General features: G+C 47.2%; 22 protein-coding genes. 10 read left to right on the top strand and 12 right to left on the bottom strand.

The window, feature by feature from the left end; translation table 11 throughout:
- Positions 1-92: 92 nt before the first annotated feature.
- Both OZ401_RS00110 and selB read right to left on the bottom strand, forming a co-directional pair.
- Positions 93-602: an NYN domain-containing protein gene (locus tag OZ401_RS00110; protein WP_341468671.1), complete on the bottom strand. Its 510-nt coding sequence runs from the start codon at positions 600-602 to the stop codon at positions 93-95.
- The gene (gene selB, locus OZ401_RS00105) at positions 599-2,485 is read right to left on the bottom strand and encodes a selenocysteine-specific translation elongation factor (protein WP_341468670.1); all 1,887 of its coding nucleotides are present in this window, start codon (positions 2,483-2,485) and stop codon (positions 599-601) included. The genes OZ401_RS00110 and selB overlap by 4 nt, the downstream gene beginning before the upstream one ends.
- A 205-nt stretch (positions 2,486-2,690) precedes the next feature.
- Between selB and ispH the strand changes: the two genes are divergently transcribed.
- Positions 2,691-3,578 (top strand): 4-hydroxy-3-methylbut-2-enyl diphosphate reductase, encoded by an 888-nt coding sequence (gene ispH, locus OZ401_RS00100; RefSeq protein WP_341468669.1) that lies wholly within the window; start codon positions 2,691-2,693, stop codon positions 3,576-3,578.
- 57 nt (positions 3,579-3,635) lie between these two features.
- Here ispH and OZ401_RS00095 read toward each other — a convergent pair whose 3' ends face one another.
- Together OZ401_RS00095 and OZ401_RS00090 are read right to left on the bottom strand one after the other, a co-directional pair.
- Positions 3,636-4,433, bottom strand: a complete 798-nt coding sequence (locus OZ401_RS00095) for an alpha/beta fold hydrolase (RefSeq protein WP_341468668.1) — start codon at positions 4,431-4,433, stop codon at positions 3,636-3,638.
- A 71-nt stretch (positions 4,434-4,504) separates the two neighbouring features.
- Positions 4,505-5,113, bottom strand: coding sequence for a TetR/AcrR family transcriptional regulator (locus OZ401_RS00090; protein ID WP_341468667.1), 609 nt, complete (start codon positions 5,111-5,113; stop codon positions 4,505-4,507).
- A gap of 189 nt (positions 5,114-5,302) precedes the next feature.
- Here OZ401_RS00090 and OZ401_RS00085 point away from each other — a divergent pair, with 189 nt between their 5' ends.
- Together OZ401_RS00085 and OZ401_RS00080 are read left to right on the top strand one after the other, a co-directional pair.
- Positions 5,303-6,100, top strand: coding sequence for a thioesterase family protein (locus OZ401_RS00085; RefSeq protein ID WP_341468666.1), 798 nt, complete (start codon positions 5,303-5,305; stop codon positions 6,098-6,100).
- A 46-nt stretch (positions 6,101-6,146) separates the two neighbouring features.
- Positions 6,147-6,827: a glycosyltransferase 87 family protein gene (locus OZ401_RS00080; protein WP_341468665.1), complete on the top strand. Its 681-nt coding sequence runs from the start codon at positions 6,147-6,149 to the stop codon at positions 6,825-6,827.
- Between the two features lie 57 nt (positions 6,828-6,884).
- On the opposite strand, the gene OZ401_RS00075 is transcribed toward OZ401_RS00080, so the two are convergent.
- From OZ401_RS00075 to OZ401_RS00055, 5 genes are all read right to left on the bottom strand, one after another.
- A complete protein-coding gene (locus tag OZ401_RS00075; RefSeq protein WP_341468664.1) occupies positions 6,885-7,106 on the bottom strand; it encodes a hypothetical protein in 222 nt (73 codons plus the stop codon).
- A 336-nt stretch (positions 7,107-7,442) separates the two neighbouring features.
- Positions 7,443-8,249 carry a tRNA (guanosine(37)-N1)-methyltransferase TrmD gene (trmD, locus tag OZ401_RS00070; protein ID WP_341468663.1) on the bottom strand — a complete coding sequence of 269 codons (807 nt, stop codon included), beginning with the start codon at positions 8,247-8,249 and terminating at the stop codon, positions 7,443-7,445.
- A 12-nt stretch (positions 8,250-8,261) separates the two neighbouring features.
- Positions 8,262-9,248, bottom strand: a complete 987-nt coding sequence (locus tag OZ401_RS00065) for a hypothetical protein (protein WP_341468662.1) — start codon at positions 9,246-9,248, stop codon at positions 8,262-8,264.
- Entirely contained in the window at positions 9,241-9,831 is a 591-nt protein-coding gene (locus OZ401_RS00060; RefSeq protein WP_341468661.1) for an RNA polymerase sigma factor, read from the bottom strand. The genes OZ401_RS00065 and OZ401_RS00060 overlap by 8 nt, the downstream gene beginning before the upstream one ends.
- Positions 9,832-9,916: 85 nt before the next feature.
- Positions 9,917-11,077 (bottom strand): DUF5666 domain-containing protein, encoded by a 1,161-nt coding sequence (locus tag OZ401_RS00055; RefSeq protein ID WP_341468660.1) that lies wholly within the window; start codon positions 11,075-11,077, stop codon positions 9,917-9,919.
- 179 nt (positions 11,078-11,256) lie between these two features.
- On the opposite strand from OZ401_RS00055, the gene OZ401_RS00050 reads away from it, so the two are divergent.
- From OZ401_RS00050 to OZ401_RS00020, 7 genes are all read left to right on the top strand, one after another.
- Positions 11,257-12,102: a DNA-3-methyladenine glycosylase family protein gene (locus OZ401_RS00050; protein WP_341468659.1), complete on the top strand. Its 846-nt coding sequence runs from the start codon at positions 11,257-11,259 to the stop codon at positions 12,100-12,102.
- Positions 12,083-13,081 (top strand): lysophospholipid acyltransferase family protein, encoded by a 999-nt coding sequence (locus tag OZ401_RS00045; protein WP_341468658.1) that lies wholly within the window; start codon positions 12,083-12,085, stop codon positions 13,079-13,081. Before OZ401_RS00050 ends, OZ401_RS00045 begins: the two co-directional genes overlap by 20 nt.
- 1 nt (position 13,082) lies before the next feature.
- Positions 13,083-13,964 (top strand): lysophospholipid acyltransferase family protein, encoded by an 882-nt coding sequence (locus OZ401_RS00040; RefSeq protein WP_341468657.1) that lies wholly within the window; start codon positions 13,083-13,085, stop codon positions 13,962-13,964.
- Positions 13,965-14,164: 200 nt separating this feature from the next.
- Positions 14,165-15,871, top strand: a complete 1,707-nt coding sequence (locus OZ401_RS00035; protein WP_341468656.1) for an AMP-binding protein — start codon at positions 14,165-14,167, stop codon at positions 15,869-15,871.
- A gap of 162 nt (positions 15,872-16,033) precedes the next feature.
- The gene (locus OZ401_RS00030; protein WP_341468655.1) at positions 16,034-18,580 is read left to right on the top strand and encodes an AAA family ATPase; all 2,547 of its coding nucleotides are present in this window, start codon (positions 16,034-16,036) and stop codon (positions 18,578-18,580) included.
- Between the two features lie 20 nt (positions 18,581-18,600).
- The gene (locus tag OZ401_RS00025) at positions 18,601-19,185 is read left to right on the top strand and encodes a hypothetical protein (protein WP_341468654.1); all 585 of its coding nucleotides are present in this window, start codon (positions 18,601-18,603) and stop codon (positions 19,183-19,185) included.
- Between the two features lie 14 nt (positions 19,186-19,199).
- Positions 19,200-20,249, top strand: coding sequence for a prephenate dehydrogenase (locus OZ401_RS00020; protein WP_341468653.1), 1,050 nt, complete (start codon positions 19,200-19,202; stop codon positions 20,247-20,249).
- On the opposite strand, the gene OZ401_RS00015 is transcribed toward OZ401_RS00020, so the two are convergent.
- The 3 genes from OZ401_RS00015 to dnaA form a co-directional block, all read right to left on the bottom strand.
- A complete protein-coding gene (locus tag OZ401_RS00015; protein WP_341468652.1) occupies positions 20,246-20,995 on the bottom strand; it encodes a metallophosphoesterase family protein in 750 nt (249 codons plus the stop codon). The two genes, OZ401_RS00020 and OZ401_RS00015, sit on opposite strands and share 4 nt — an antisense overlap.
- On the bottom strand, positions 20,995-21,594 hold the full coding sequence (locus OZ401_RS00010; protein WP_425607617.1) for a hypothetical protein: 600 nt from the start codon (positions 21,592-21,594) through the stop codon (positions 20,995-20,997). The genes OZ401_RS00015 and OZ401_RS00010 overlap by 1 nt, the downstream gene beginning before the upstream one ends.
- A 644-nt stretch (positions 21,595-22,238) precedes the next feature.
- The gene (dnaA, locus tag OZ401_RS00005) at positions 22,239-23,933 is read right to left on the bottom strand and encodes a chromosomal replication initiator protein DnaA (protein WP_341468649.1); all 1,695 of its coding nucleotides are present in this window, start codon (positions 23,931-23,933) and stop codon (positions 22,239-22,241) included.

Genomic DNA, 23,933 nt, shown 5'->3' with positions numbered 1-23,933 from the left:
ACTAAATAAACGCAATATAACTTTATGCTGTCAATATAAAATATTGATTAAACTAATTAGTCTGTAGTTCTAATCACAGGAGTTGAAAGGCTCTACCAGTAGAGGTCGTTATCTGAACCGCGCTTTTTACGGGGGGAGCGTTTGGATTGTCCTTTCTTGCGGGTGGATTTGTTCCAACCTGAATCTTCGCTATCGTCATCTTTTTTCGTGGAGTTTGAGGGAGAAACAGGGCGGCGTTTCATCATGCCAGGAGTTGCCCCGCTCAAGCCAACGGTTGAGCGCAAATCGCTATCACGGGTAATGACTCGAACTTGAGCAGATTGCGGGTGAGCAGCCACCATACGTTTGATTACATCGTCCGCCGACTCGCCCAATTTACTGTAGATAACGGTGATGCGCCCCTTCCGCTCAACCGTTTCGCGTTCTTTTCCATCGAGATGCCCATCAAATACAATCGTGATGCTGGTAGCTTTTTTAAGTCCGGCAGCGCTATTCACCCGCTTTATCACAGCCTCGCGAGCAAATTCCAGTCCCGCTTTCTGGTACAACGCCAGTTCAGGGTCAGTCTTCATCAGGTTGTAGCCGTCCACAAATACTATCATTTACGGCGTACCCGCTCATCACCCACACGTTGGGTTAGTTTAATTTCGTCCAGATGCTCCAACAAGCTTTGTACATATTTGCGACTGTTGCCAAACATATCGCGCACCTCCGCCAGTGTAATTTTACCCTGCTCGTCCAGACGTTTTAGAATCAGCGAAACCATAGTCTCATAAGCCTCATTGATAAAATATAGCGAGTCGGATACTTTTTTTATTCGCCCATCATCAACCAACGCGGCAACAATATTCAAGTCGGTGCCTAGCTCAGAAATACTTGGTGGTGAATAGGGGTTTTGTCGGAACGCTGCCAGCAGAGTATCTACTTGCTTTTGCTGCGCCGGGTTGAATTGCACTGCGAATCCGGGCAAACTCAAAGCCATTCCGCCACCACCCTTGCCTTCGCTCTCTATTAGTACTTGCTCTGAAAGTAAGCGTGCCAGCAACAGGTTAAAGATTTTGGGGCTGCCGATTGCCAGTTTGCTTTTCAGTTCTTCGCGCCCCATGCCGCGTTTGAGCGGAAACTGGGCGTGAAATTGGCGCAGCAACGCTACGCTTTTATCGGCGATTCTTTGCCACGCGGCAAGCCCGGTATAAAAAGCATCACCCAAAATCAGCGTGCTATTTTGCGCCACCAGTTGCTCCAATGCCTCTTGAAGGATTGGACTTGGCAATTTGGTAGCCTCTGACAAGGCTTTAAGGTCGCGAGGCAAGCCAGAATCGCTGTTGAGAGTTTGCAGCAACACTTCGGCGGGTGTGCCTTTCTCCAACGTTTGTAGAGTCTGGATTACCTGTGCCTGAAAACGCTTGTGTCGGCGTGGCTGCGGGTCAATCACGATACCACCGCCAACCGTTTGACTGGGTGAAGGAAGCCGTAGAATAAAACGATCATTTTTTGCCAGCGCCAACGGTTCGCTCAAACGCAATTGCAGCAAGCCCTCCTCACCGGGCAGGATTTTTTCTTTATCAAGAATGGTGATTCCGGCAGTAGCTTCCACCGCGCCACTGAAAAAATCAAAGCGGCTGTTCTGGGTAATTTCTACGGGCGAATCGGGTAGCAAGTGCAAGCGCACATCCACTAGGTCGGTGGCATGCAACCAACCCGGAACAGTCAATACCATGCCACGCTGTAGGTCGCTCACTTCTAATCCGGTCAGGTTCACCGCTACGCGATTACCGGGGGCGGCGATTTCAGCTTTGGTTTTGTGCATCTGCAAACCGCGCACCCGGCTTTTCAGGTTTCCCGGCATAAGCTCAACTTCTTGCCCTACTCGTAGGCTGCCTTCTATCAACGTTCCGGTAACTACCGTCCCGAAGCCTGTCACGCTGAAAACACGATCAATGGGTAGGCGAGGCTTGCCGATATCAGGACGAAGGGTAGTATTTTGCAAAATTTCTTCCAGTATCGCCACCAGTTCTTTAAGCCCCTGCCCGGTTCGCGCCGATACGGGTACGATAGGGGCGTTTGCCAGCACACTCCCGGCGAGTTTCGCTTTCACCTCGTCCGTTACCAGTTCAAGCCATTCCTCATCCACCATATCGCGCTTGGTCAATGCCACTAAACCGCGCTCAACTTGTAGCAGATTGAGGATAGCAAGGTGTTCTTCGGTTTGGGGCATAATACCTTCGTCAGCCGCAATCACTAAAAGCGCCGCATCAAAACCGCCCACCCCCGCCAGCATGTTCTTGATAAAGCGTTCATGACCCGGCACATCTACGATGCTAATTTCATTGCCACTCGGTAGCTTTAGCCAAGCAAAGCCCAAATCTATGGTCATTTCACGGCGTTTTTCCTCTTCCAGCCTGTCGGGGTCAATGCCCGTCAGCGCCTTAACCAGTGTGCTTTTGCCGTGATCTACATGTCCTGCCGTACCTACCACGTACACTTGCGCAATCCCCCTTTGCTTATAACACCCGAAAAGCTTAACGCAAATTGGCTTTCCGGGCAAACCATTATACCCCTAACCTTGCCGTAACTTTTACGTATAGTATGAGACAAAAGGAGTCGAAGAAAAGCGCGCTTCTGCTATAATATACAAAGGTTTAAAAGTGAGCCAGCACTTGCTTAGGAGAAAAGGATTAGTTAGAAGTATGGAAATAAAAACGGCAAAAGAAATGGGTTTCTGCTTTGGGGTGCGTAAAGCGATAGAATTGGTGGAAAAAGAAGCCAAAACCCGCGTAAACGCTAATATCACCACCTACGGCGCAGTAGTACATAACCCGGTAGTGGTGGATAGGTTGCTGGAGTTGGGCGTAAAGTACACCGAGCGCGACATGCAGGAAATATCCGGTGGAACGATTGCCTTTACCGCGCATGGCGTTGCGCCCGAAGTTATCGAAGCAGCTCGCCAAAAAGGGCTGGAAGTGCTGGATGCTACTTGCCCGCTGGTTACGCTTATTCAACAATCCGCTATGGAAATGGTCAAGGAAGGCTATTTCGTTTTTGTTTACGGAGATCGCAACCATCCTGAAGTAATCAGCATTCTGGCTTGGGCTGGAAAAAATGCGCTTGCCACCAAAGATTTTAACGAGGTTAAAGACATACGCCCACCCAAGCGCATCGGCATCCTCTGCCAAAGTACCACCATCCTGAAAGAGTTTAAGGAATTTGTCTTAAAGGTGAATGAGCATTTTCTTGGCAAAACAAAGGAAATCAAGGTGCATAATACCATCTGCGCCCCAACCACTCGCCTGCAAAGCAACGCGGAAGAACTGTCGCAAGAATGCCAAGTCATGGTGGTAATCGGCGGCAAAAAGAGCGCTAATACCCAACATCTCGCCGACCTGTGCCACGAAAACGGCGCGATTACCTATAAAATCGAGCGTGCCGATGAAATAGACCCGGCGTGGTTTGAAGGGGTCGAAAGCGTGGGCGTAACTGCCGGAGCCAGCACCCCCGATGAAAGCATCGAAGAAGTGGTCGCTGCCTTACGGGCTATTGATTTGAAACAGCAAATGAACAGCAAAACTGCGGTATAAATCGGCTGAAATCAGGCGCTCCCAACGGCACTATAAACCGAGGGAGCGCCTTTTTAATTAGCGAAGAACTTTGAGAAATTCAAGCGTGCGGGGCAACACCAGTTCGGGGAACTCGCGCTGCGGGTAATGCCCTGAATCGTTCAATACTACCACCTGTGCTTGCTTGATTTCCTGCTGAACCAGTTTTGCTTCCGCTTCAGGCGATTTGAAGTCAGGGTCTTTACTACCGAAAAAAATCAAGGCAGGAACATTGATATTACCGATAATATCATCAATACGCTTCGCTCTAGTCATGCCCGCAATGCTTTTGAGCGCACCCGGCAAAGCTGTTTGTTCTTTTATATGCGCCAGATAGTTATCATCAACTTTGCGAGTCGGATAAAGCGATTTGAAATAAGATAGCCACAAGCCTTTGCCGATTCCCGGTGTACCGATAAGAGTAGCTACCAGCAAGGTCATCAGGCGCGGTCCGGTGTGCATAATCGGGTTGAACATTATCAGCCCTGCCACTCTTTCAGGATAATGCACCGCGAAATATCCCGCCGATGCACCCGATACTGAACATGCTACCAAAACCACTTTATCAATCTTTTCTGCGTCCAGAATAGCTTTTATATCGCTCGCCAGCGTGGGAATATCATGTTTTTTGAACTTCCCGCGCGATTTGCCCATCCCGCGCAGGTCGGTAGTTATCACCTGATAACCCTGTTCCACCAAGTCTGGCGCAAATTTTTCATATTCGCGGCGAGTATCACCCAGACTGGGAAGGCAAAGTACCGCCATTCCAGCGCCTGCAATATCATAGGAAAGCTCGCCACCCTCTATCTTGATGCTTTTTTCAAATACTCTATTCATGGTTTTCATCATATACTCCCTTTATAATTTGTATAATCACCGAACGTTCGGTCATTTATTAAATGAAAATATTACCCAGCTAATGGAACAGATTCGGAAAAAAGAATACCAAAACACATTTCCATTAATTGCCTGACCCGCTCTTCGAAAATAACATTACCGAAAGATTCCTGATCCACGACAGCCTTGCTAATCAAGCCCACCATCATACTCAACAGCGCAGCATCGGCGATATGGCGCACCGGGTAGCTCGTCCGCAACGCCTTGAGTAAATCCATCATCATGGTATATTCACTCGATGGTGTTTCACCGAGATAAGCGTATTCCCCGCTCATCAGCTTTTCCTGCTGCACCCTTAAGTACCGGAAAGCATATTCACGGGGGTGATTCAGCGCCCATTCTATGAAGGCACGCCCCACTCTGGTAAAGCGTTTGAGGGCTTCAGGAGATGCGCTACGATAAGCCTCCGTAAGCGTTTTACTGAGTTCGGCTTCACACTTTTCCTGCAAAGCCTTTGCCACTTCTTCCTTACCCTTGAAATGGGTGTAAAGGCTGGCTTTTGACCTGAACCCTGCCGCGTTTCGAATGTCGTCAATGGAAGTGCCGTCATAACCTTTGCGAGTGAAAAGCTCTAGTGCGACATTCAGTATTAGAGTGTAGCTATCATGGGTTTGTTGCATTATCGTTTTGCCTTTTTGTAATTATCCGAACGTTCGGTCATTTTGATTATATGACATGCGGTAAGGCTTGTCAAGACCTATATCGCTTTTGAGTTTATAAACCCGAAAAAAGAGGTTAGTATAGGCGGGTTATTTTGAAGGCTTTTCAGGTCAACCCGATTGGCGGGTAATTACCACAGGGGAGGAAGAATGGACTCATTCTGGATAGATGAAGGCAACGATATGTTCCAGCCCACTATTCATACACAAGGCCCGTGGGATGCGCGTTTCCAGCATGGCGGACCACCCGGCGCGTTGCTGATACGCCAGTTGGAAAACTGCTCGCCTCGCCCAGATACCGTGTTGGCACGTATCTCAATTGATATTTTCGGTCCTGTTCCGCTTGCCCCATTACGCGCCCATGCCCATTTGGTCAGACCGGGGCGCAGCGTGGAAAAGCTCGAAGCGTTGCTGGAACATGAGGGGCGCACGGTGATGCGCGCCACCGGATGGCGTATTCGCGTACCGAATGAGCGTCCTACCCAAGCGGAAGAAGAAATCCAGTTGCCGGATATTGTAGGGCTGCCCGATTCAGCACCGGAAATCGACCCAACCCAAGCGCCCGGTTGGAGTGGGGGCTTTATGAAAGCGATTGAGTGGCATTTTGTGCATGGCGGTTTGCATAACCCGGGTCCTGCTATCGTCTGGCAACGTATGCGCTACCCTTTGTTAGCGAGTGAGAATACCTCCCCAATGCAACGGCTGATTCTTAGCGCGGATTCCGCCAATGGGGCGAGTGGTCCACTCGACATCAGGGAATGGCAATTCATTCCACCAGAATTGACCATCCACAGCCTGCGACCACCAACAGGCGAATGGATTTGCCTTGAAGCCAGTACGCTGATTCAAACCGAGGGGGTAGGGCTGACCAACGCCAATCTATATGACTTGCGTGGTCTAGTAGGGCGTTCCGCCCAAGCACTGCTCATAGCACGAAAAGGGAATTAAGAAAGAGCATGGCTTTTCTTAATTCCTATAGGGATAAAGGGTGTAGATGTCACAGTTTAAATTTAGCATTAAAACCCGCAATAATAGATGGTTGGTAATTCCGATTCTTCTGGTGAGTCTGGCATTACTCGCTTGGTCTGACGCAAACTTCATTGTACCTTTGAAGAATTTGAGCGAAACAAGTAAAGGCAATGATTTCGGTGTATTTTGGACAGCCTCTCGAACAATCTGGCAAGGCGAAAACCCATATGATAGTGGGCAAGGCGGTATTTTCTACAATATTTGGATGGGAACAGGCGGCACCACCTACGATGTATTTATAAGCCCCTACTACTTAACCGCTATTTTCATGCCATTGGCAGTTTTTCCGTTGGGTATTTCCGTAACGCTTTGGCTGCTTCTCTCGCAGCTATTAATGGCAAGTGCATTGGTTTTTATTCTAAAAAGTAGCCAGCCTGAATATAATCCGCTGTGGTTGTTACAAGGCTTAGGTATCATTTTGATATGGCGCTACACTTTTCTGGTAATGATGGGAGGAAATATCAGTTTATTGCTGTTATTTGCAATGGCAACCTCTTACTATTTCAGCTTCAATAAGCGTCCGTTCACAGCCGGATTATTCTGCGGGTTACTTATACTTAAACCGCAAACAGTTTTTTTAATAGTACCGCTCCTGCTTTTAGTACCGAGTAGTAGCCAAAACCGTAAAGGGAAGAGGTTGGCTTAACCTTCAAACCTACCACCGATTAGCCGGGTTTGCGGTTGTTGTACTACTTTTCGCATTTTACAGTTTCACGCTTTTACCGGATTGGGTGGGATACTGGCTCAAAGCAGCCACAAAAACACCTTTTAATGATAGCCAATCTATAGACAGTGAAATGGTCTCTTTGCGTAGCCTTAGCAAGATTATTGCTCCAAATACAGCCGCAATCTTACCTCTAGCACTGATGCTATCAACACCACTATGGATAGGGTTGGCGTTGCTCTGGTGGAAAAATCGCTCCAATATTCAAGGCTATCCCTTTGTGCTGGCTACTGGAATAGCGATTAATGTTATTACCGCGCCATATATCCGGGATTATGACAATTGCGTATTGCTTTTCCCTTTACTCTACTGTTACTTTATTCTAAAAAAACGGGAGACCATCAGTAATTCTCGATTCAGGGCAAGTTGGCTAATTTGGTTGCTGGCTTTGTTACCATTTCCGATACACCTGATTGCAATTGCAAACCAAACAACCAATGCGGTCGAACTAATAATACCAAGTCTTATAATTTGTGTGGTGCTAATAATTTGGGGAGAAACCAGACAAATTAGAACAGCGTTTTCTCACAATAGAGGCTAGAGGTTCTCTTCAATTGAATCAGAAGCGGGAAGGCGTTCGGTTTCTTCCTGCCGTACCTGTGCCAATAATTTGCGTTCTTTCTTATCCAGTTCAGTCTCAATTTGCTCCAGCAGGTCGGGGCGGCGTTGCATGGTGCGGCGCAACGATTCTTTAAAACGCCATTCCGCTACTTTAGCATGGTGCCCTGATACCAACATATCAGGCACTTTCCAACCTCTGAACTCGGCAGGGCGGGTGTAGTGGGGATATTCTAACAGTGGGCGCGTGTGCGACTCTTCATGTGGAGATTCTTCTGCCAGCACTCCGGGTTTGAGGCGCGCTACTGCGTCCACAATTACCATCGCCGCCAACTCACCCCCGGTCAGCACATAATCGCCAATACTAAGCTCGCGATTAGTGGCATAGCGGGCGATGCGCTCGTCAAAGCCTTCGTAATGACCGCAGATCAGAACGATACGTTGGTGATTCGCCAGTTCTTGCGCAATTTGCTGAGTGAATCTTTCGCCTTGCGGTGATAATAATATCACCGGAAAATCCACCGCCAGAGGGTTTTCGAGGGAAATGGCTTCGGGTAGTTCTAATACTGCTTCGAGACAGGCAAAAAGCGGCTCAGGGCGAAAAACCATGCCTGCACCGCCACCGTAGGGGTAATCATCCACCTGCTTGTGGCGACCCAAACCCCAATCGCGAATATTATGTGCTCTTGCCTCGAACAAGCCCTGTGATTGCGCCCGTCCTAGGATACTCGCGCTAAGGGTTGCCTCGAACATTTCAGGAAACAGAGTCAGAATATCAAATCGCATGCAATGCCCGCACTATTGGAAAGACTCAGCAATTTTCTGGAGTTCTTCCACCGGTAAATTATTGTCGCTCACCAATACTAATACCACACCTGCACGGTGCCAGACAAGTGCGCGGGTAGCTTTTACAGAATCAGGCGCATGATATTCAAGAAACCCACCGGCGGGTTGCGGGTTGCGGTAGAAATTAAGTGGGAAACCGTTCAAAGGCAATGGAGAAGCATCATCGCTCTTATCGGTATTGGCACGTCCCCCAAAGCCGATTTTCCAGTTATTATCTTCTATTAAAAAACCCACTTCCCCTTGCACTACCTGTTCATTAAACTTATTAGTGCGCCCTGCCATGTTAAACATCATATTTGTAACCCGCTCACGAGCTTGCAGCGGCAAGTTTTGAATTAATTCAGATTGATAAGCTTCCAGCAAGCGTGGAGAATTGGCTGAATTGGTTTTGTATTTGATTTGCAAGGCAGGCGCAATTGACGGAGAAAGAGTACGCAGCGGTGTGTTTCGCACTTGAGGCTGATATAAACTGGCTTTATCTGGACTATAACCAACAGGCAAGTATGTCGGCTGGATAGCTTTGAAACCAAGTTGAGCAGTAGCCTCCTGCAAGCTCAAGGCTTTGTTGTTCGCAGGGTCATTAATAGAATTAAGAGTTTGGTTGGCGATATTCGCCACCGTGGTAGGATTATCGGTAGGCGAAGAAACCGATACAGTTACCAGTACAATTAATGTAGTAGCAATAGTGCAAAAAAGCAGAGCCACAGTAGCCAGTTGCCAACCGTGCAAAGCAGGTAAGCGCAACCAACCTTTTCTTTCGATTCGAGCGCTGGTTTGCGCCAAGCCTGTCATTAATTTGCGGCGTAAACGCGCCTGATTTTCAGGATTCGGCTCGAAACGCCAATCACTTTCAAGGTGGCGGGCAAAGGCGGCATCTCGCATAGCTTCGGCGGATTCGTCTTTATTATATTCAGAGTAGTCCAAATCTCCCTTATTCATTCTCTTCTGCCTCAAAGAACCCACGCAATTTTCTTACTGCGCGTCCCAGGCTAACCGTCACGTTCCCTTCGCTCATGCCCAGTAATTCGCCAATGCGGCGATGTGGCAACTCTGCTCCGTAACGTAGCGCCAACAATTCTTTTTCACGCTCATTCAGCCGCCCCAAATAACGGCGCAAGCGTTGTATTTCTTCTTGTTCAACCACGAGTTCGCTTAAACCTGACCCGATTTCAATGGCGAGTCCATATTCCAACGGTAACTCAGGGTGGCGGCTTTGATAACGATGTCTATTTGCTAAAATATGCCGAGCAATAGTGAAAACCCAAGCATCTAGGCTACCGCGTTTGGAATCAAAGGTATGGAATTTATTGATAATGCGCTCAAAAACCGCTTCCACTAAATCTTCAGCTTCTTCGCGGGTTGCAGTTCGGTAGGAAAAATAGCGGTAAAGGCGCGGATAATAGCTATCATAGAAACGCGCAAACTCATCGGGGGAGAGAGTTTTTCCCTTGTTAAAACTCTCTTCAATGCTCGAATCCACGCTAAATTCTTGTGGGTTTTCTACTGCTTTGCGTCCGAACAAATTTACCTACCCGACAAAGCCTCCATATCGATAGAGGCGGCTATTAACCGCCTCTAAATAATAGCACAGGAACGTGAGTTAAGAATTAGCCGTTGCTAACTGGTCCTGTACTATTAGTATTACCGCCGGAACCACCCATCTGACCTCTACCGCCGGGGCGCATTTGACCACCGGGAGCAATCTGACCGCCCTGACCTTTACCACCCGGTCCCGCTTGAATGCCGCGCATAAAACCATTGCCGCTAACTACTTCGGTTGCTAAGTAACTGCCGTCAGTCTGTTTGGTACCGCGTACCATTACAGTATCATCAACCTTAAGATCGCTCAGACCTTTGATAGTGTTACCCAAATATTTGGTATTTGAGTCAACCTTAACCGTTGCATCGGCGCTGTTACGAGTGGCAGGATCAATACGGGTTACTACAAAGCTGTTTCCGGCAGTATCAATACTCTTGATCTTGCCATTAGTGAAATCTCCCAAAGCAGCTATAGTCGGGCGACCCTGTGTGATTGAGGTTGCTACTATAGTATGGGCAGTTTCATCCGCTAGACCAACCACAGTTACCTTTTGGGTATTTGTGAGGTCGGTTAGCTTGGCATCTTTCCCGTCTTTGGTAATCTTGGCATTGGTACCAAGAGTTGCAGTCCATTCCACATTGTTATTCTTGATTTTCAAGGTACTAGCATCTGACGATACAAAATCACCCACCAAAACCTTTGGTAAAGCGGGTAAGCGGATTAAGGCTTTGGCTGTTAAAGAGTTATCGCTCTCAACCTTGCCCACCGCGACCACCCGATCGCCTACCTTCAGGCTATCTTTAGTGATAGTACCGTTAACATCAGCCAACACAGCGTCAGAAGCAAGGTTCACTACCTTATTCTTATTAAGGGTGAGCTTGGTTCCGCCGGGTTCTATAGCTGAAATAGTGCCTTGCGCTTCAGGTCCATTCGCAAATTGCCGAATTATCCCTGCGCCGCCGCCCTTTCCAAGCTGTGTCATCACATCACTCAAACCAGCAGCATAATTGAAATCTTCTCCATTAGCCTGCTGTAGGGACTGAGCATCAGTCTGTTGCAATGCCTGATCAGATGGGGCTGATTGTTGAGCGGTATTTGAATTTGAAGGTGAGGTAGTGCGAGTATTAACAGTACTGACACTGAACACCACACTCAAAATCAAACCTAACGCCATCGCTGTAAAAGTTAGCAGACCGCCTGCTACAATCAGTTTAACTTTCCGTGACATGTTTTATTCCTTTCTTTATCCGTCCAACCGAGAAAATAATTGCAAATTTCGGTCACGAATAATCTGATATCCTGTCACATGTTAATACACCACTAGAGGGCAATACCTAACAACCAATTTTTAAAATTCTTTGTAGCATCTTTGCTATAATATTTATCCGAGAAAGGAAGCACAGGTCATTGGGCTGGTTCGAAACCGAACATCTGAATCTAGAATATACCTTAGAATGCGGGCAGACTTTTCGCTGGAAGAAAATGGCTGATGGTTTTTATTATGGCGTAATGGGCAATACTTTTGCGCGGTTGCAACAAAGCGGGAAGCGTATTTATTACGAAACCGCGCCTCAGCAGGATGATTTTGAAACGCTTGCCGCTTATTTTCGCTTGGAGCAGGACGAACAATATCGCGAAATTACCAAACGAATCAGCATTGACCCTTTGATAGAAAGAGCAGTAAAAAAATATTATGGATTGCGGTTGTTGCGCCAACCTACTTTTGAAACTCTGATTTCTTTTATCCTTTCGGCAAACAACAACATTCCAAAAGTCGCGCGGGCAGTACAAGCAATCAGCAAAAAATACGGACAAGCGATTGTGCTAGGTAAATATCGGGGCTATTCTTTCCCAACCGCCGAAATTCTGGCAGAAGCAAAACTAGCCGAGCTAGAACAAGAAGAGGGTATCGAATATCGTGCCAAATATGTGCTGCAAACTTCGAAGCAAGTAGCAGAACAAGGTGGTAATTTGGATAAATTAACTGAGTTGCCCTACGATTGGGCAGTGGGTCAGTTAATGACTTTCCCCGGCGTAGGGCGCACCGTCGCCGATTGTGTTATGCTCTTTTCGCTGGGCAAATATGAAGCCTTTCCGCTAGATTCGTGGGTGCAACGAGCAATGGAAACCGCTTACTTTGAAGGCAAAAAAACCCAACCGCGTGATATTTATCTTCTGGCGGCGCAGAAATGGGGCGAATTTGCCGGATATGCCAATGAGTATATATATATGAATGCCAGAAACAAAGTATGAGAGAGTCGATTATATGTTAGCGGTTTATGCGTTCAAGTTAGTAAGTTGGATAAGTTATTTAAGCCCAGATTGGCTACGCTACGGGTTTGCAGCTATTGCCGGGGAAATTTATTACTGGGCAGCGCGGAGTCACAGCCATTACTCCGACCTCAGCATGCAAATTGTGCTGGGTGAGCCGAAAATAAACAAGCGGGTAAGGATGATTTCGCGGCGTTGTTTCCGTAACTACGTTAAATATATGACCGATTTTTTCAGGGTAAATCATCTTACCGGAGACGATTATTACAAAGTTACCGGCACCGGTGGTTGGGAATATATTGAACAAGCGGTGGCTCCGGGCAAAGGGGTAATGCTGGTTACGCCCCACTTTGGAAACTGGGATGTTGCGGCAATGTTGGTGGGAAAGCGCGGCTACAAACTCACTTCAGTAGCCAACGACTTTAACCCACCGGAACTTAATGAACTGATTCAGGGTGCACGCCGCAAACAAGGACTCACAATCTTTTCGCCCAAAGAAGCCTTGCGCGGGCTTTATACTGCCTTGAAGAGAGGTGAGATAGTAGTGCTGCTTCTGGACTCGCCACTACAAAGCGAGGACAGCGAGTCGGTGATAATTAATTTCTTTGGCAAACCCGCCCGCTTCCCGGTTGGACCTGCCCGCTTGGTGCTAAAAACTGGCGCTTCGATTATGTTTGGGTATGCCGCCCGCCAACCCGGAAACAATTACTACTATGGCTTATGGTCGCCACCACTCAGCTATGAGTTAAGCGGTGACAAGGAAAAGGATGTTCTAGAAATCACACAACTTTTTGCCGGTGAAATTGAGAAACTGGTAAAACGTCACCCTGATCAATGGTATATGTTCCGCAAATTGTGGCTGACCGATGAGGAAGTTGCCCGATACGAGCAGCAAAAACGCGAGGCACCCTTACGTAAACCGGCACGCGCCAGAAAAAACGCCGGAATAGCACAGGAGTGATATGAATACCGTTCGTTTATTCCGCTTTGGTGCGCGAATACTGCCCTATATCCCTTACCGATTCGTTTATGCGGTGTGCAGGTTTGTAGCTTTCCTGATTTACTTTCTGATAGGGCGTATCCGAGAAAATGTACTGTGGAATCTAGCGCATGTTTTGCCCGATTATACCCCGCAACAGCGCGCGAAAATTGCCCGCCGCATAATCAAGAATAACCTGTGTAATTACATTGATATTATGCGACAAGGCAAAATGACCACTGAGCAGTTCAAGCAGCAGGTTATGGTAAACGGGATCGAAAATATTTATAAAGCGCAGGAACGGGGCAAGGGTGTAATAATGGTATCCGGGCATCTGGGTAGTTTTTCATTTTCGATGCAACGCGCCAGCAGTTATAACGTTGATTTTAATCTGGTGGTTGAACCAATCGAGCCACCTGAAATGTACGATTTTATTAAGGAACAGCGCCAGACCGATAATGGGGTCAAACTAATTCCGATGGGTGGGATGGAAGTGCGTGAAATCTTCCGAGTACTCAAACGCAATGCGGTAGTTTGCATGGCAATTGACCGCGATGTGAACGGAGAAGGTCAACTGATGGAATTTTTCGGCGCGGATACCTCTATACCGCTCGGAGTTGCTGAAGTAGCCTTGCGCACAGGTGCTGAAATAATTTTCGCACACCCTTACCGCACCACTAAAGGCAAACACGTTATTGATTTACTCCCCGGCTTCTCTCCTGAAACTACCGCCACCAACAAGCAGGAAGCGGTTCGCGAACTGACCGCCCGTATGTTGCGCGAAGTAGAGAAGATGATCCGACTCACTCCTGACAATTGGATGGTGCTACAACCGCTATGGAAAAAAGAAAAAGCCAGCACCTAGTCACGCAGAATCGAGCAAAAAGCAACAACCGCTTTGCGTTTAAATAATACCGGGGGGAGCGTTACTCTTATTCACTCATTCCTCACAAAGTATCCGACTCCTTTGTAACATTGCCGAAATAGGCATAGGGTTGTATATTTCAAACTAATCTCACGGACATTGAGAAAAAAAACAGTTTTATTCGAGGAGGAATGAAAAGAATGGGCGACAGAGCCTGGAGCTATGTGAGCGGCACCAGCGAAAAGCCGCTTTTAGGTATCACAATCGGCGATTTGTTCGATCAGATTGTTTCGCAGTACCCCGACAATGAAGCGTTAGTTTCGCGTCACCAGAATATTCGTTACACTTACCGCCAGTTCCAGCAAGTAGTAAACCAATGCGCACGCAGCCTTATGCATTTGGGCTTCAAGAAAGGCGAGCGTTTAGGCATCTGGGCACCCAATGTGGCGGAATGGGCGATAGTACAATATGCCACCAGCAAAATTGGGGTCATTTTGGTTAATATTAACCCCAGTTACCGTTTGCATGAACTCGAATATGCTTTACGCCAATCTGGTTGCAAGGCGATAGCTATTGCCCCGCAGTTCAAATCCTCTAACTACACCCAAATGCTTTATGATATTTGCCCTGAATTGAAAGAGAGCAAACCGGGTGAGTTGAAGTCGGCAGCTTTGCCAGCGCTACGCACTGTGATTCGCTTGAGCGAAGAGCGCATGCCCGGCATGTTCACATGGAACGATGTGTTGTCTGTGGCAGAAAATGTCAGCGAAGCCGAACTTGCCGTCCGGCAGCGCGATCAGGAATTTGATGACCCCATCAATATCCAATACACCAGCGGCACTACCGGCTTTCCAAAGGGCGCAACCCTCAGCCACCACAATATTCTGAACAACGGCTATTTTACGGCTGAATTGATGAATTTTACCGATAAAGACCGTCTTGTTATCCCGGTTCCGCTCTATCATTGTTTTGGAATGGTGATGGGCAATCTAGGTTGCCTGACGCATGGTGCAACCGCCATTTATCCGAATGATGGTTTCGACCCCAAAATGGTGTTGGAGGCGATTCAAGCAGAGAAAGCTACTGCCGTCTATGGCGTGCCTACGATGTTCATCGCCGAACTCGATCACCCCGATTTCAGCAAATATGATTTCAGCACCCTACGCACCGGACTCATGGCGGGTTCGCCCTGCCCGATTGAAGTGATGAAAAAGGTTAACACTCTGATGCACATGCCTGAAGCGGAAATAGCGTATGGCATGACCGAAACCAGTCCCGTGAGCTTCCAGACGCGCACCGATGCCCCGCTGAACAAGCGTGTAAGCACCGTTGGGCTGATTCACCCGCATCTCGAAGTGAAAATAGTTGACCCTACCGATGGAAAGATTGTAGCAGTAGGCGAGAAGGGCGAGCTATGCACCCGTGGCTATAGCGTAATGCTCGGTTACTGGAACAACGAGGAAGCCACCAAAAACTCGATTGATACTGCTGGATGGATGCATACCGGTGACCTTGCGGTAATGGATGATGAGGGCTACGTCAATATTGTAGGACGTATCAAGGATATGATTATTCGGGGCGGTGAGAATGTGTACCCACGCGAAATCGAGGAATTCCTCTACACCCACCCGAAAGTATCGGATGTGCAGGTCATCGGTTTGCCCGACCCTAAATACGGCGAAGAAATCATGGCATGGGTGAAATTGCGCGAAGGTGAAACCGCCACTTCCGAGGAGTTGCGCGCCTATTGCAAGGACAAAATCGCTCACTACAAAGTGCCGCGCTACTTCAAGTTTGTGGAAGCCTTCCCTATGACGGTCACGGGCAAAATCCAGAAATACCTGATGAGGCAAGAGAGCATTAAGGAATTGGGTCTTGAAACCGCCGCCACCATCAAAATGGCTTAAAATCATTTCTCTTATTTCCCCCTTTCTTGTATCAAGGAAAGGGGGATTTTTATATTGTCTTCGTTAGGTTATGCGGCAAAAAAATTGCCCCTTATTTCCAGCCTGTGATAAAATTACCCCTGTGATTATAAGAAAAAATTTTCCAAAGAAACTAACACAACTATGATTCCCAATCGCTTGACCCTGAAAAATTTCCTGTGCTATCGCGATGCCACCCTCGACCTCGAAGGGGTGCATCTGGCAGTTCTTTCCGGCGACAACGGCGCGGGCAAATCTAGCATTCTCGATGCTATGACATGGGCGCTGTGGGGCAAGGCACGCGCCGGGGATGATGATCTTATCGCACAGGGCGAAGTTGAAAGCGAAGTGGATTTCGAGTTCAAAGTAGGCGAGGACTATTTCCGGGTAAATCGCCGCCGTACTCGCAAAAGTTCCGGGCATACCGAGTTAAATTTCTATGTCCGCAAGCTGGATGGCAGTTGGTCTAATATCGGTGAGCCAACGGTACGCGCCAAAGAGAAGCAAATCGCTACCACCATTCGCACGAGTTATGAAACCTTTATCAATAGCGCCTTCCTGCTACAAGGTCGCGCCGATTCCTTTACGGTAAAAACAGCAGGCGAACGCAAAAAGGTGTTGGCGGAAATCCTTGAACTGAGCCGCTACGACGAATACGAAAAGCAGACAAAAGAGCGGTCGCGAGAGGCGGAAGCGGAAAGGCTACGTTACGAAAACGAGCTAAAGGAATTAACCGATTTTCTACGCATGCGCCCTGAATTTGAGCAACAAAAGCAGGATGCCGAAGCGCGGCTTGAGCTAGAGCGCAATCCCATGCGCTTGCGCGAAGAACAGCAAGTTGAATTTAAGACACGCAAAAATCGCCTTGAAAGCAGCCGCGCCGATCTGGAACGGGTTAGCAAAGAAATCAACGCCAATCGTAAAAACCTCGAAGCGGTAAAAGAAGCCTTGGTAGAAGCAAGGCGCAGCCTGAACGTGGCTTTGGCAGTGCAGAATCGGCGCGAGGAAATAGAAGAGAGCTATGGCAAATTGCAGGAAGCCCGCAAAATCGAGGACTCTTTTAATGAAAAGCTGCACCATTTAAACGACTTGAACTCAAAACAAACCGCATTGGAAAATATAATCCAGCGGCAAAAGATGAGTCTACAAAACAAACTGGAGAGTATCGAGCGGGATTTAGCAGCGGTACGGCGCAACGCCAGCACCTTGCCTGAAATAGTAGTGCAACGAGAACAAACTCTTTCTGAGCTACAAAATGCGGCTAACGCACGTAAAGAAGTGGAAAAGCTCAGAAGCGAAAGTGCCGGAGTACAAGGCGAAGCAAAACAGGCTGAGTTGGAAGTAAAGCGCTTGAGCGGGGAATTGCCTAAAATCCATGCGAAAGCCAATAATGTTCCACAAGAGGGGGATCGCTGCGATCAGTGTGGCACGAAGCTGGAAAAAGACGCACGCGAACACACCATCCAAGAATATCGCAAGCAATATAAAGAAGTTCAAGACCTAAAACAGGCGGAAGAAGCCAAGCACAACAAACTGAAAGAACGACTGAAAGAGCTTAACGAACAGGTAAAATTGTTAGAAAGCCAAGCAAAGCCCTATGACGAGCTAAACGTCAAGAAGGCAAGGTTGGATAAGGAAATAGAAACGGCGCAAGAATCAGAACGGCAAGTTTCGCGACTAGAGCTAGAAAAAGAGGAAAATACCCGCAAACTAAAAGCGCAAGATTTTGCCTTACAGGAGCAACAGAGCTTGCAGGAATTGAAGCAAGTGATCGCCACGCTGGACTACGACCGAGAAGCCCATCGCCAAGCCAGCGAACAGCGCAATCAGTACGCCCGTTACGAGGGTGAATACCAACGGCTAGAAATGGCAGTAACCACCATTGCACGTGAAAACAGAAACCAAGAACGTTACACCACAGAAGAAGAAAATTACCGAAATGAGATAGCCCGCAAAGAGAACGAGAAGAAGCGGCTAGAAGCGGAGATTCAGGATTTACCGGAGCTTATCCAAAAACTAACCGCGCTGGAAAAAGAAATAAAAGAAAGTCGTGATCGCCAAAGCTTGTTGGAAAAGCAAAAATTGCAAGCGGAAGCGAAACTGTCGGAATGCGACGCAAAAGCTAAAAAGGAAATTGAAATCGAAAAAGCTTTCCAGCGCGCCGCCGAAGAACGTAAAATATATACCGAACTGGCGGAAGCTTTCGGCAAGAAGGGCATTCAAGCAATGATAATAGATGCCGCTTTGCCTGAAATTGAGGAAGAATCCAATCGCTTGCTGGCGGAAATGACCGATGGGCGGATGAGTGTACGCTTCGATACTCAGCGCGAAGGGCGCAGAGGCGAGGCTATAGAAACCCTCGAACTGTATATCTCGGACGAATACGGCGCACGCCCTTACGAGCTTTTCAGTGGGGGCGAAGCATTCAGGGTTAATTTTGCGGTTAGAATTGCGCTGAGCAAAATGCTGGCAAGGCGAAGCGGCGCACAACTTCGCTCCCTCTTCATTGACGAGGGTTTCGGTAGTCAAGACGGACAAGGACGCGAACGAATTGTGGATGCAATCAGGGGCATTGAAAAGGATTTTGACCGGATTATAGTAATCACCCATATCCAAGAACTAAAGGACGTGTTCCCCACGCGCATTGATGTGGTAAAAACGCCCGGTGGTTCGCAAATCACTTTGGTGTAAGTAGAAAGGTGTAGCTGGCAATGGCAACCAGAGCAATTAAAAACAAGGGGGCAATGGCGCTGCTCTCTGCATTTGCAGGGCTGGCATGGGCAGGGGTCATCGGGTTTGGGGTCATCTATAACGTAGGGGTTTACGGGTTCTGGTTTCCGGGGCGATTGTTGGTCTATGTCTTGCTACTGGCGGCACCCGCACTGACCTTTATGCCAATAGGGCGCATGCTAAATGCTAGTTGGTATGGTTGGTTAGCAGTCACCGGCTGGTTTATATTCGGCTTCATGCTGCTCTTTGCTGCGCCCAACTCTACCCAAAACTGGCAAGAAAACCTACCAAGCATGCTAATATTTCTGCTGGGTTTGTTATTGGTAATATATAGCGTTAGCTGGCCCGCTTTTTATCTGCTGGGTTTTAGGATATATAAAACCCGTGTGGCGCGTTATAATATGCTGCGCCCTCATCGCGAGGCGGCTTTCCTTTCGATTTATGTAATCAGCATTTTTACAATGGGTGCTTTACGCCTTCTGAATAGCACCTTCATTTTTGCTTTGTTCCTAATATTTTTGGCGATAGAACTACTGATACTAAGTAGGGGCAAACAAAATTCATAATAGAGGTCTGGTAGATGAGAATAGCAATAATAGGGCTGGGGTTAATCGGCGGCTCATGGGCGTTAGCTCTAAAAGAATGGGCTAAATCAGAAGAAAGGCGACCATCGGGAATAGAAGTGGTTGGCTTTGATGCCAAAGGCACGCAAAGAGCAGAAGCCAACAAACGCAAAATAGTTGACCATATCTATGCTACCCCCATGGAAGCAGTAAAAGGGGCGCAAGTGGTAATTGTAGCTACCCCGGTGATGGCAGTGCGCGAAACCTTTGAAGACATTGCTGCTCATCTTGAGAAGGGCGCGATAGTTACCGATGTGTGTAGCACTAAGCGTCAGGTAATGCGATGGGCTAAAGAATTACTACCCGATAACGTCAGCTTCGTAGGGGGGCATCCTATGGCGGGAAAAACCGCCGGACTGGAAGAAGCCGAAGCTAAACTCTTTCAAGATTGTACCTACTGCCTGATACCTGCGCCAAATGCCCGGCAGGAAGCAATCGAAAGCGTGGTGCGGTTGGTAGAAATTGCCGGCGCAAAAGCTCATTTCATAGATGCCGATGAACACGATTCCTATGTGGCAGCTATAAGCCACTTACCCTATCTGACTGCTACCTCGTTGGTGAACCTCTCTTTTGAAAGCGACGGCTGGAAAGAAATCTCTCGTGTAGCCGGTACTGGCTTTCAAGATACTACCCGTCTTGCCGATGGCAGCGTTCAAATGTGGCTGGATATTTGCCGCACCAATAACGACGCACTAATTAGCTGGATTGATCGCTACCAGCAAATGCTCTCGCGAGTGCGCCATATGCTAGAGTTAGCCGGATTACAGGATGAGCGAGGCAGGTCAAGACCCGCCGAAGAAACCGAACCTGAACCGCTGCGCGCTTTTCTTGAAAACGCCCGTGAGGGGCGTACTCAGTTATTTCAGAACAAGCGGAAATTCCAGCTTGAGTCCAATTTTGTAGATTCCAGTATGCCGGACTCAAAAGAGATGAAAGCCAATATAGGCAGGATGTTTGTGGGTGGGATGTTAAAAAAGCCCAAGAAAGATGAGGATAGCAAAAGCTAACTCAGCATTTGATGATGCCCCACTGAGTATAATTGCCAGCCCTTCTCAGGCATATCCGAAGCAAGGGTCATTTGTATATAACGTTGCACATCGTAAGGGACGCGGTGCTGTTCAATTTCCCAGTGATTCCTGCGCCATGAAAATAAGCTATAGGCAGCCAGTGGTTTGCGATCTACCGGAGCCGAAACGCTGGCAACATTAGCATAGGTTACTCCGGCACGCTCAAATCTAAAGTTTTCGTGATAATGTCCGAAAACGAACACTTCAGCGCCCGCTTCTCCCCGTTTATCCTGTAATTCTTCATCACTTAAATAAGGTTGTGGCACAAAACGATGGCAATCGTCAAAGTTAGAATGTACCACCACCAAATCGTGACCGGGCGCGGGAGAAAAGCGCAGGTGCATAGGCATTTCACTTATTATTGCTCTGATGTCAAAATCTAGTTGTGCAGCAGTCCATGTATTCACATGGCAAATGCTCTGGTAAACCTCATCGGATAGTCGAGCGCGTGATACACCAAAATTGCCTATCATAAAATCTTCATGATTGCCACGCACATAACGACATTTCATTTCTTGTAACATTTTCCACGTTTCGCGAGGTAATGTACCATCGGTAATAATATCGCCCGCCGCTACCAGATAATCTATATCACTTTGTTTTTGTAAATCTTCTAATACTGCTTCCAACGCCACTGCATTGGCATGTATATCCGAAAAAATTGCTATCTTTAGGTACTCCGACATCAGGGAACTAAACTCCAATCTATGGGTAAACGGTAAAAGAAAAGGCGCTCAGAAGGAATACCGTTTTCAAAATAACGACCTCTATCGCTGCGTTGAAGTAAGCCAAAGCTGTTCTGTACCTGAATAATGCGTCGAGCGCGCAAGTTAAAAATAACCAACCCGGCGCTTATCGGTTGCAAGCTTTCATTGCGGGTAACATCATCCAATACCCTTAGAACAGGGTGAGCAGTGAGGCGCTGCGGGTTAGAATTCTGTTGAAGGTTCAAGAGGTCAGCGTAACCAGCGAAGGCGCTACCGCTAATACTAACAGGTTGGTCGGGGAAATTAAGGTTATCCAGCACATCACGCAAATCAGCTTCAAGTCGGGAATCCATTTTTATTTCAGGTTGGACTAAGTGTTGATCAAAAATCTCCAAGCTACTCAGTACATATTGTTGTAACCCGGAATCATATTTGTTTGCGTTCTCTAGAAGCGCTAGGAGGCTTGTAGGGGCAGGCTTGGCACTACATGCGGCTGCTAATGCCTTTAAGACATTTCCGGGCGCTAAAAAGCTTACAGTTGTTTCCGAATCTATTATGGTATAACGCATCAGAGTCATTGTTTTCAAAACCTCAAATTTCCGTTACAAACCTGCCGCTATCCGGGCACTCCAATTTATATCATATTTTCAGTCCTCTCGTCCAATGTGCTTTGTGTATAACTCTCCTATTTATATTCTTATTAATAGTATTAATATTTATAGAAGTATACAGTAATAGAGGGAGTGGAAATGTGGGAAAGCCCTATTTTAGCCTCAGATTCGCTCAGAATCTATACCCATGTGCGGTGCCAAACCTTGTGGATAAAAGGCGATTTATTCACATTGCTTTTTTACTAGCGTGTATAAATGGGGTTATACGCAATATTTTTCCACCATGGTCGATGCTCATCCACATGCGGTTATACACACATGGTGAAAACCAGCTCAAAACCAAAAATTTGTTTGCACAATTTATGCACTTTAAACCTTATACTTTTGCACTTTTCAGGAGGTGCTTTCCCACAGAATTATAACTTTTTCTAGGCTTTTTCCACACCAAAGGAACAAATTCTCCACATGAACATTATAATTTATCCACATTTTGTGTAAAGCTGTGTATAACCTATTCTATGGTATTTGGGGAAACAAAAAGAGCAGGTTTTTACCTGCTCATGTTTGTCAAAGGGTTTCTGTACTAGGGCTGACCGCCAGCCCTGAGAAAATTAACGCATTGCTCCGCCTTCAGAGTAAAGCAACTGAATTATGGTATTAACCTGCTGACGAAGCTGTTGGTTGGTTTCCATTTCGCGCTCGATTTTTTCAATTGCGTGCATCACGGTGGTGTGATCGCGTCCGCCCAATTCCTGACCTATTTCAACCAGACTGGTATCGGTTTCCTCGCGAATGATATACATCGAAATCTGGCGCGGTAAAACTATATCCTGACTACGGCTGCGACCCCGCAATTCTTTAATGTCCATATTAAAGAACTGGCTTACCACTTCCACTACGCGCGCCGGTGTCAAAACTTTCTTACGGGTGTTGTACATTACATCGTGTAGCGCTTGTACTGCCAGTTCAACCGTTAGGTTTGTCCTATTATGCAAGGCAAAAGCTACCACACGGGTAAGCGCACCTTCAAGTTCACGGATGTTGCTCTGGATGTGACGGGCAATATGCTCCAGCACTTCTTCTGGAATCGGTATTGCCTTCAAGCGCGCCTTGTTTCGCAGAATTGCAAGACGTGTTTCGTAATCAGGTGGCTGGATATCCGAAATTAACCCACCCTCAAAACGGCTGCGCAAACGATCTTCCAGAATAAGCATCGCTTTAGGTGGTCGATCGGAACTGATTACAATTTGCTTATTGGCATCATGTAAAGCGTTAAAAGTGTGGAAGAATTCTTCCTGAGTGCTATCTTTGCCCGCAATGAATTGTATATCGTCGATCATCAATATATCTATATTACGGTAGCGATTGCGGAAATCCTCCATACTGCGTTCGCGGATAGCGTTAACCATTTCGTTAGTAAACTTCTCACTGGAAACATACAGTACGTTCAGATGTGGGCGAAGACGCAGGGCTTCATGCCCTATAGCATGCAAAATATGAGTTTTACCCAAACCTACATTTCCGTATATGAAGAGTGGGTTATAGCTGTGTCCGGGATTTTCAGCAACATGCCGAGCGGCGGCTACTGCCATGCGATTGTTATTGCCTTCAACATAATCCCCAAAGATATAGCGCGGGTTAAGGTTAGCAATCTTGGCTTTTTCACTCAGTTGCGAATCAGAGGTATAGCGGTCAGGGAAACTGTAGTGCGGTTCGCCGGTAACTTCATCAATATAATCAACCTCTTCCTCATAAGAAGGTTTTTGAGGTAAACTAGTTGTGTCAAAGCCGTTTTGTGCAGTGGCGTTGTAGTTTTGAGGTTGGTTACCGTTCAATCCATTTGCGCCATAATGCTCATCCTGCGCAAATCTTTGATTACTATAATCTTTTGCAGGTTTATTATAGTTATACCTGTTGCGCATAGCATATCCGTTGCTATAAGAAGTATTAACCGAAGCAATCGCCTCTTCCTGCTGGTCTTGGTCAAAAAATCTAGTTTGGGCAGGTTGTTCTACTATGAATTGAATTTCTAGGGTTTCGCCAATTACACTTGATAATGCTCTTTGAATTGGAAGGCGGTAATCTTGCTCAAGGATAGTTTTAGCGAAAGAAGAAGGAACACCCAGAACGGCTTCACTTTTAAGTCTGTCAATTGCTACTAGGTTAATAATTCGAACCCATGAGTCAAAAGCTCTGCTGGGAAGGGTAAGACTCAATTCGTGTAATGCGGCTTGCCAAACTTGCTTTAACTCCAGCGTACGATTTTGCCGCGTCTGTTTATTTTGGGAAGGTTCGTTTTCCGTCAT

This window comes from Candidatus Chlorohelix allophototropha, from assembly GCF_030389965.1.
GTDB lineage: Bacteria > Chloroflexota > Chloroflexia > Chloroheliales > Chloroheliaceae > Chlorohelix > Chlorohelix allophototropha.
Note: the sequence above shows the minus strand (reverse complement) of the source record. Positions and strands in the feature narration are given on the sequence as shown.